Here is a 7,909-nt window from a genome sequence, read left to right on the forward strand (position 1 = left end):
AAGTATTTCAAACCACTATATATTCCCTGGGCGCCAACGTAATCAGGCGCGACTGGCTGTTGCATTCGCCTTACGATGAAGTGCTGGACCCAAGCGGAATTGGAGATAACTACGGAGTGGCTATCGGATTTGCACAGGCAAAGTCTATACATGTTATTGGATCCACAGCAGCGTATCACCATCGTGCACTCGAAAACAGGCTTGACAGAACACTCGCCTATTACAGACGAGTTCTTGCACTGCATTACTTCATCAAGAAGTATAGAAAACATGGACCCTTTACTGTAGCGTGGTATATATGGTCGCTTACCGGAAATGCCTTGCTTGCATTGTTGAAGAAAGATATGCGCATGTTTCGCATCAATCTGAAGGTAATACGACTAATCATTACAGGGAAAAATCCCTATTGGATCGCGTTTATGAAAAACGAAAAGATTGTGCGTCCCATGTTTACAGTGTAGCAGACTCTAACAGGGCATCTTCCAGTTTAAGAACTCTGGTGGCAAATTTTCTTACCAACGGATCGTGCGATATTAGTACAACTGTTTTGCCTTGTTCACACATTGCCTGTAGTGTATTCAGTATATACACCTTGTTCTCTTCATCCAGCTGGTTGGTGACTTCATCCAGCAGTAATACCTGAGATTGTCGGTATAGGGCTCTTGCTAGGCAGAGTCGCTGGCGTTGGCCACCGGAAAGGGTAACACCATTCTCGCCTATGGTAGTATATATTCCTTCCGACAGAGATGTAAGGAATGTATCAAGTCCCGCCTCGTGAATAGCGCTTTTCAGTTTATAATGGTCAACATCACTTTCAAATTCTCCAAAGGCTATATTTTGAAGAAGCGTGTCCTGAAGAATAACCGGAGATTGTGCCACCAATCCTATTTGCGTTTGCCAAGCCTCCAGCGTATCGGAATCAAGAGGTACACCATCAATAAGCACGTGGCCGCTATAATTTTGAATGATACCGCTTATAATATTGATGAGCGTAGTTTTACCTGAACCGGAAGCACCTTCCAATACAACAAATTCTCCTTTGGATATAGAGAGCGAAATGTTCTGCAACAGCACTCTCGATTTATCTTCATACTGAAAAGTAAGATTCACCAGTTCGATGGATGTGTTAAAGTCGAGTTTCATCTGATTTTTTACAGACTTCTTTTCATAACCTCCACCAGTAACCTCATATAATTCTGATACAGTATAGCTATACGATTGTATTTGCGAAAGACTTTGCAACATGCGATTAAGCGAAGGCATGATACGATATAAAGCCAATGAAAATAACCCTATAAAGATCAACAGGTTTTGTTCGTCAGCCCCAACAGCACGAACATATATAATTGTACCCGCGAGCAACATGATACCAACCACCTCAAGAATTCGTGGCGGGAGGCTCGAGAAAGTTTTTAAATCCGATAATTGCCTGGTAGTAATTTTACTGAGCCGGATGAAGCGATCGATAAAGTAATTTTGCTTCTTATAAATCCGCGCCTCTGTATAGGCACTTATACCTTGTGTCAAGGCAATATTTGTAACGGGTGTAAGTTCACGAAATGATTTATCGATCTTCAGAATCACCTTCTTTCGAAAGAAATAATAAAATATACCGATGGGCAAAAACAGGAAGAGTATAACGAGCAGTATTCTGAAATCGAACCAGGCCAACACGGCAATCATCAACACACACATCACAACATCCGTAAGCAGCAACAAGTAACTGTTCAACACATAGCTGGTAAACTCAAAAGCTGTGTTCTTGATCTTTCGAAATGCTTCTGCCGAGTTTTCATGTGTATACGCATTCCATGCCTGGCTATAGAAACGTTGATATACTTTTTTGGAAAGGTCAAGGTATAGATCGTTCAGAAACCTGGATTGTTGCTGCGTTTGCCATACGGCTGCCACATTCTTTAAAATAAACAAAGCCACTATCCCGCTCAGAAGTATAGTCCAGGGTATAGATGTTGTTAAAGTTGATATATAGCCAATAACACCAGAAGATATATTCAGTTTCTGTGGACGTATAAGATAAAAGAGCAACGGCAGAATAGAAGTGAGTGAAAAAACTTCGAGCAATGCGAGTATAACCGAAGCGGTGACATTCCTTACTAACCTGTTTCGTTGCTCTCGCGAGAGTAAGCGAAATATCAGTGATGTTTCGGAAAGGAATGACCGCCTGAACATTAAAACATATTTAGAGTAATCCGCTGCCAGCGCATCGCCAATTTTGCTGCCATCGATTTTGCTTTCAGGCGAACAGCTGAAGCTCCACGATTTCGATTACGGGCTTTAAAGTAATTCACTTCATTAATTACCCTGCGCACAGCATAGTCGTAATACTTTCGCGAATACATTCTTTCGAAATCTACCTGGCGATCTGTACTTGTTGACCAATCGAGTTTGGTAGTTTGCACGGCTTCAACTTCCTGGTATAGCTCCGTTCCTTTTATCGGGTAGGCTACTGTTATCGTGAAGTGATCAGGATCAGATTCTTTCAAGTGCTTTATAGTCTCCTCAATATCAGCTTCTGTTTCACCAGGGTAACCAAGCATGATAAACGTTCCCGTTTGTATACCATATTTCTTGGTGAGCTGGATCATATCGCGCACCTGCTGCACATCTACTCTGCGATCCATCAGGTCTATAATTCGTTGTGAGCCGCTCTCGGCACCAATCCACACACGGAAGCAACCTGTTTCTTTCAGCATCTTGATTACTTCTTCATTCATACGGTCGGCACGTGTAATGCATTCGTATGGAATAAGTATATCTCGCTTTTTGAGTTCATCGCGAAAAGCCGTAAGCCATTTGTGACTGATGGTGAATACATCATCTACAAACCAAAGTGAATCGGGATTATAGGCTTCCTTTATCTCGCACAGCTCCTGCACTACCCGTTCCACCGATCTTCTCCTATAACTAAGTCCGTATACCGCGCGACTGCACCATTTACAGGTATAGGGGCAACCACGCATGGTGCTTACTGATATAGCGTTGGTGCCATGGAATTTTCTCCAGGCATCGAGGTATAGGTGTAAATCAATTTTCTTTCTGTTGGGAAACGGTAAGTGATCAAGCTCTTTTATTTTATCGCGCTCGGGCATCTCCATCATCTGCCCATTATGCATATAGGCTATACCGCGAATCTTTTGAAGTTTATCCGATAACTCGTCTTCAGAAGAGTTCAATAACGTGTTGCATAATTCATACATCGTTTCTTCACCTTCGCCCATCACAATATAGTCGGCACCTTCCTGCAGGTAATTTGCAGCATTATACTTTACATCGGGGCCACCCAACACGATTTTTATATGCGGAAGATGCTCGTTGATAAAATGCATCGCCTCAATCACATTCAACTTTGTCATCAGGTTGGCATACATACCAATGATTTGCGGAGTGTGATCGAACAGATACTGGCGAAATATATCCTTTGTAGAAAATGTAGTATCAAATACTTCGTTGGCAATTCCTTGCTGTTCGAGGTACGCAGAAATATAGAGTATACCCAGTGGGGCATACGGGCGCATGATCTGCTGTTCCTTCTCATCGTCTGCAAGGAAATATCCGTGCGTCAGCAATACACTCATCGTAACTTCAGATCAATTATAAAATGATCGGCCATACCCGACAGAAAAGAGAACCGCGATACTTTTCTTTCAACTGTATTTAGTCCAAAGAGAAAACGCTTGTGCGTTGAAAAGAATTTTTCCAGGTATGAGGGAGGCAGAGCAAAGCCAATGGGTTGTCGTGTAATAGTGGTAAATTTACCTGACGACCATTTCCTGATCTGTGATGGTTTGTAATACCACGTCTTCACAATGGCACCATCCAGATTAGCAGGTACATCATAAGAAGTCCACCGCCTGAATACATTCTTCATTTGAAAGCGCAACGAAAAGTATATCGATTCCCACAAACAGAACTTCGGCATAATTACCGCTATAAATCTTCCTTTCGGGGATAAAACCTGCGGCAGCTTTTGCAATAGTTTTTGCAGCGACTCCGGACTGATACAATTCAATCCACCGAAGTTGGAAAAGATCAGATCAAATTTCTTATCGAACAGTGTTTCGTCGAAACTATCAAGATCAAGATAGTGTGAGCTGATTTTATTCTGCATCGAGAATTGATGCGCTTTCTGCTGTGTTACCTTCAGCATCTCTTCCGATACATCGGTGGCTACTATATTAAAACCACGCTCACTGAAAAGCAGTGCATCTTCACCAGTACCACAATTCAATTCCAGTATCTCGAGTCCGTTTAGCTCAGGAGTAATTTTCTCGAGGTAACTCCAAACCTGTTTTCGTTGCAATTGACCAATTGCACTCTGTGTGAAGACAGAATCGTAAGCAGAAGCAATATGATCGAACGGTACAGCCATGCGCATGATTTTATACGGGTTGGTCAGGGATGGGTAACTGCAAGTCCTTTGAGTCGCAACCGTTGGGCGAACGATGTAGGAATATAATAAAAAGTTGCCAGCCCTGCACGCAAATCCTTATAGTTTAGACGTAACGGATTACGAAAGAGTTTCTGCAAACTGATATATCCTTTTCGTGTACGATAAACACTATGAACATACCGGTGCAGTTCTTTGTAATACTTACTTCCAAATGTTCCCTGAAACATCATGGCGAGATCATCCGAATCACTCCAGTTCTGTTTTTCGTGAAGTTGCTCCTTTACCCGGTCGTAAAACTTTGTTCCCGGCAACGGATAGGAAACAGAGATACCAACTTCATCTGGCATTAAATCCAACACCATCTTTAACGTTGCATCTATATCTTCCTGTGTTTCGCCCAGGTATCCGAATTGAAGAAAGAAAGCTACTTTGATTCCTTTCTGCTTCATCAGGTGTGTAGCTTCGTGAATCTGTTCTATAGTAGTTCCTTTATCCATAGCATCCAGGATTTTTTGAGATCCTGACTCTGCGCCTATCCAGATCGTATCAGCTCCGGATTGTGCGAACGCTTCTATCGTGTCTTCCTGTAATAACAGATCAGCCCGCGACTGAATTTTATACCTGAACTTTAATTTTTTGGCAAGTACCTCATCTCTGAATTCCTGTACCCAGCCTGGCTTCAGTCCGAATATATCATCGCACATCCAGAAGTGATCAGGATTATACTCTTTCAACAGAAACTCAATTTCTCTTAACACATGCTGCGGAGAACGTGAATTATAGCGATTGCCATAGATAGGTTTGGCACACCAGTTACATTTATAGGGGCATCCGCGCGTGGATGCTATATTCAGTGAAAAATATCCGTGATGTTTATTCCATACCGTGCGATAGGAATCAATATTTACCAGGTCCCACGCAGGTAATGGCAGTGTATCCAACTCACGAATTACAGGGCGATTAGCTGTAATTTTTGTTTCTTCGTTTTCTCTGAAAGCTATACCCTGCAGCGATTTCACATCGCGATTTGCTTCGAGTGCCAGTATCAATTCTTTCAGTGTTTCTTCTCCCTCGCCACGCACTACATAATCTACGCCATGCGAAAGATATTTCTCGTAATGATCTGCTGCATCTGAGCTTGAAGCAATCACTGTACAGCCCGCATCCTTCGCGGCTTTTGCCATAGCAAAGGCTGCTTCACGCATATTAGTAAGACACATCTTGGTGAGATAGTTGAAGCCATCATCGTATATCACCAAATATTGTGGCTTGTGCTGATCTATAGCATCTGTAATTTCATCCGGAGAATCCCGTAAGGCAGTATCAAAGAGTGACACTGTAAAGCCTGCTTCGCGCATTACTGCAGCAGCTAATATAGTTGCCAGTGGCGGATACGGCTGTTTGAATTTCCATTGCTTGGGATCAAACTTGTAAAAATACGAGTGTGTAAAAAGTATCTTCCTGCTCATGCTTTCCACGAAATATTAAACTTCTTACTGAACCCTTCCATTTTCTGCCGGTAGAGTTCAATCACTTTACGCTGATAATGATTGGGATGATTTTTAGAACTATACTTCTTCGTTTTAAAGGCAACGTCAAAATCATCCTGAGTATATTGTTTCTGGTATAAATTCTCCCAACGCTTCAGAGACAACTTCATGCAATAATTTTCCCACCAGTTGACTCCCGCATGATCAATTATATACTCAATCGCTCTTTTAATTATACCGTTCGATGTATCGGTTGTTTCATCTATAGGGCGCAGTTTAAAGTTGGGGAAGAAATTACGAAGCCATAAATTCTTTTGGTGCAGCTTCGCATACAGATCAACATCACATAACGGTATTACGGTAGCCAGTTCTGTAGCGGTAAATAAATTTTTTTCCTCAATCTCCAGGTGATCGGTATCTATAAAATAGTTTACACAAAAGTATTTATGAGAATTGAAGAGAAAGATACGCTTATATAGCACCAATATCATACGTGCAATCCACAGCCGACCTGGTTTGGTAATGATGAAAAAATCCAGATCAGAGTTTTCATCCATATAGCCTTTCGATAGTGAGCCCGAAGCAAGCACACCGCGAACAAACGGGAATGAGGATATAAATTTACCTTTCTTACGAGCCACAGCCAGAAGCTTGTCTGCTTCTGAGTTGCCTTTCAATCTTCGCGTTGCCCATGCTTCGTTGTTTTGAAGCGAGTAAAGATCGCCAAACTGAAAAAGATATCCTTTGGACGACATCTCTTCCAGCTCGTATTCAATAGCACGCGCTGTTACATGATTGGTTGGCAAGAAGCGATGGATCTCCTCGGCTTTAAGCGGGTAGTTAAAGATGTCGTAGTATAATAACGTACGAAGAATGCTCTCGCTCAATGGCTTCAACGTACTGTCGTTCAAAGACTCTACCATACGGATCATTGTTAATTAATCATGCGTCACTATACCCCATTCTTTCCGCTGAACAATGTCTTCTTCTTTGTTTCACAAGATACCGTTGATCAGCAGTCTTGTAAACCAATCGCAAAAATTTGTTTGTGTGTTCTAACACACCACAAAACAATGTTTGAATTTCCGGAAAAAGGATAGAATTTTATCACACTTGTTTGTCACCATTCACGGGACGCGACATGTTAAACTTTGGTTGCCATGCTTATCAAATAATTTTTAAACAATAACCCTTAACTACAAACAACAACCATGAACGTGATCAGAACTTTTGAAGATTATCAGGAGCAGTATAAAAAAAGCATTGAGCACCCGGAGAATTTCTGGAGCGAGATTGCCAGCAGTTTTTACTGGCGCAAAAAGTGGGATAAGGTATTAGAGTGGGATTTTCACAAACCGGAAGTGAAATGGTTTCAGGGGGGAAAACTAAATATAACCGAAAACTGTATCGATCGGCATCTTACCAAGCATGCCAATCAAACCGCTATTATATGGGAACCTAACAATCCGGCAGATGATGCCAAGCATATAACGTATCAGCAATTGTATGAAGAAGTTTGCAAGACAGCCAATATGCTGAAGGCAAATGGAGTAAAGAAGGGCGATCGTGTTTGCATTTATTTACCCATGATACCTGAGCTTGCTTATGCTGTGCTGGCATGTGCGCGTATTGGTGCTGTGCACTCTGTTGTGTTCGCAGGGTTCTCTGCTAAATCTGTTGCCGATCGTATACTGGATGCCGGCTGTAATATAGTGATCACCTCCGATGGAGCTCATCGCGGAGAGAAATCCATTAATCTAAAAGGTATCATTGACCAGGCATTGGAAAGCTGTCCGAATGTTTCACGTGTTATTGTAAAGGAATATCTAAAGTCAGGGGGGCCCATGAAAGCAGGTCGCGATGCCTGGTGGCATGATGAGATCGCTAAAGTAAATGCTGAATGCGCAGCAGAAGAGATGGATGCAGAAGACATGCTATTTATACTCTATACTTCGGGCTCTACCGGTAAACCAAAAGGCATGGTGCATACTTGCGGAGGATACATGGT

Annotated in this window: 7 protein-coding genes; 2 read left to right on the plus strand and 5 right to left on the minus strand. The window is 42.1% G+C overall.

The window, feature by feature from the left end:
* The coding region (locus VIN08_RS07910) for a hypothetical protein (protein WP_331962805.1) at positions 1-461 on the plus strand (461 nt) is incomplete at its 5' end.
* Here the strand turns inward: VIN08_RS07910 and VIN08_RS07915 are convergent.
* From VIN08_RS07915 to VIN08_RS07935, 5 genes are read right to left on the minus strand one after another with little or no spacing between them, the layout of a single operon-like run.
* Positions 451-2,190 carry an ABC transporter ATP-binding protein gene (locus VIN08_RS07915; RefSeq protein WP_331962808.1) on the minus strand — a complete coding sequence of 580 codons (1,740 nt, stop codon included), beginning with the start codon at positions 2,188-2,190 and terminating at the stop codon, positions 451-453. The two genes, VIN08_RS07910 and VIN08_RS07915, sit on opposite strands and share 11 nt — an antisense overlap.
* A complete protein-coding gene (locus VIN08_RS07920; protein ID WP_331962811.1) occupies positions 2,190-3,596 on the minus strand; it encodes a B12-binding domain-containing radical SAM protein in 1,407 nt (468 codons plus the stop codon). Before VIN08_RS07920 ends, VIN08_RS07915 begins: the two co-directional genes overlap by 1 nt.
* Positions 3,593-4,396, minus strand: a complete 804-nt coding sequence (locus tag VIN08_RS07925) for a class I SAM-dependent methyltransferase (protein WP_331962814.1) — start codon at positions 4,394-4,396, stop codon at positions 3,593-3,595. Before VIN08_RS07925 ends, VIN08_RS07920 begins: the two co-directional genes overlap by 4 nt.
* 17 nt (positions 4,397-4,413) lie before the next feature.
* Positions 4,414-5,880: a B12-binding domain-containing radical SAM protein gene (locus VIN08_RS07930; protein WP_331962817.1), complete on the minus strand. Its 1,467-nt coding sequence runs from the start codon at positions 5,878-5,880 to the stop codon at positions 4,414-4,416.
* The gene (locus VIN08_RS07935; protein ID WP_331962820.1) at positions 5,877-6,824 is read right to left on the minus strand and encodes a hypothetical protein; all 948 of its coding nucleotides are present in this window, start codon (positions 6,822-6,824) and stop codon (positions 5,877-5,879) included. The genes VIN08_RS07930 and VIN08_RS07935 overlap by 4 nt, the downstream gene beginning before the upstream one ends.
* 288 nt (positions 6,825-7,112) lie before the next feature.
* Here VIN08_RS07935 and VIN08_RS07940 point away from each other — a divergent pair.
* Positions 7,113-7,909, plus strand: a 797-nt coding sequence (locus tag VIN08_RS07940) for an AMP-binding protein (protein ID WP_331962823.1), incomplete at its 3' end; no start/stop codon positions are given.

This window comes from Ohtaekwangia sp. (genome assembly GCF_036568665.1).
Taxonomy (GTDB): domain Bacteria; phylum Bacteroidota; class Bacteroidia; order Cytophagales; family Cyclobacteriaceae; genus Ohtaekwangia.

What these genes read in the sequence shown, in the direction of transcription:
- VIN08_RS07915 (WP_331962808.1), bottom strand. Translation starts at nt 2,190, where the DNA reads ATGTTCAGGCGGTCATTCCTTTCCGAAACATCACTGATATTTCGCTTA.
- VIN08_RS07920 (WP_331962811.1), bottom strand. Translation starts at nt 3,596, where the DNA reads ATGAGTGTATTGCTGACGCACGGATATTTCCTTGCAGACGATGAGAAG.
- VIN08_RS07925 (WP_331962814.1), bottom strand. Translation starts at nt 4,396, where the DNA reads ATGCGCATGGCTGTACCGTTCGATCATATTGCTTCTGCTTACGATTCT.
- VIN08_RS07930 (WP_331962817.1), bottom strand. Translation starts at nt 5,880, where the DNA reads ATGAGCAGGAAGATACTTTTTACACACTCGTATTTTTACAAGTTTGAT.
- VIN08_RS07935 (WP_331962820.1), bottom strand. Translation starts at nt 6,824, where the DNA reads ATGGTAGAGTCTTTGAACGACAGTACGTTGAAGCCATTGAGCGAGAGC.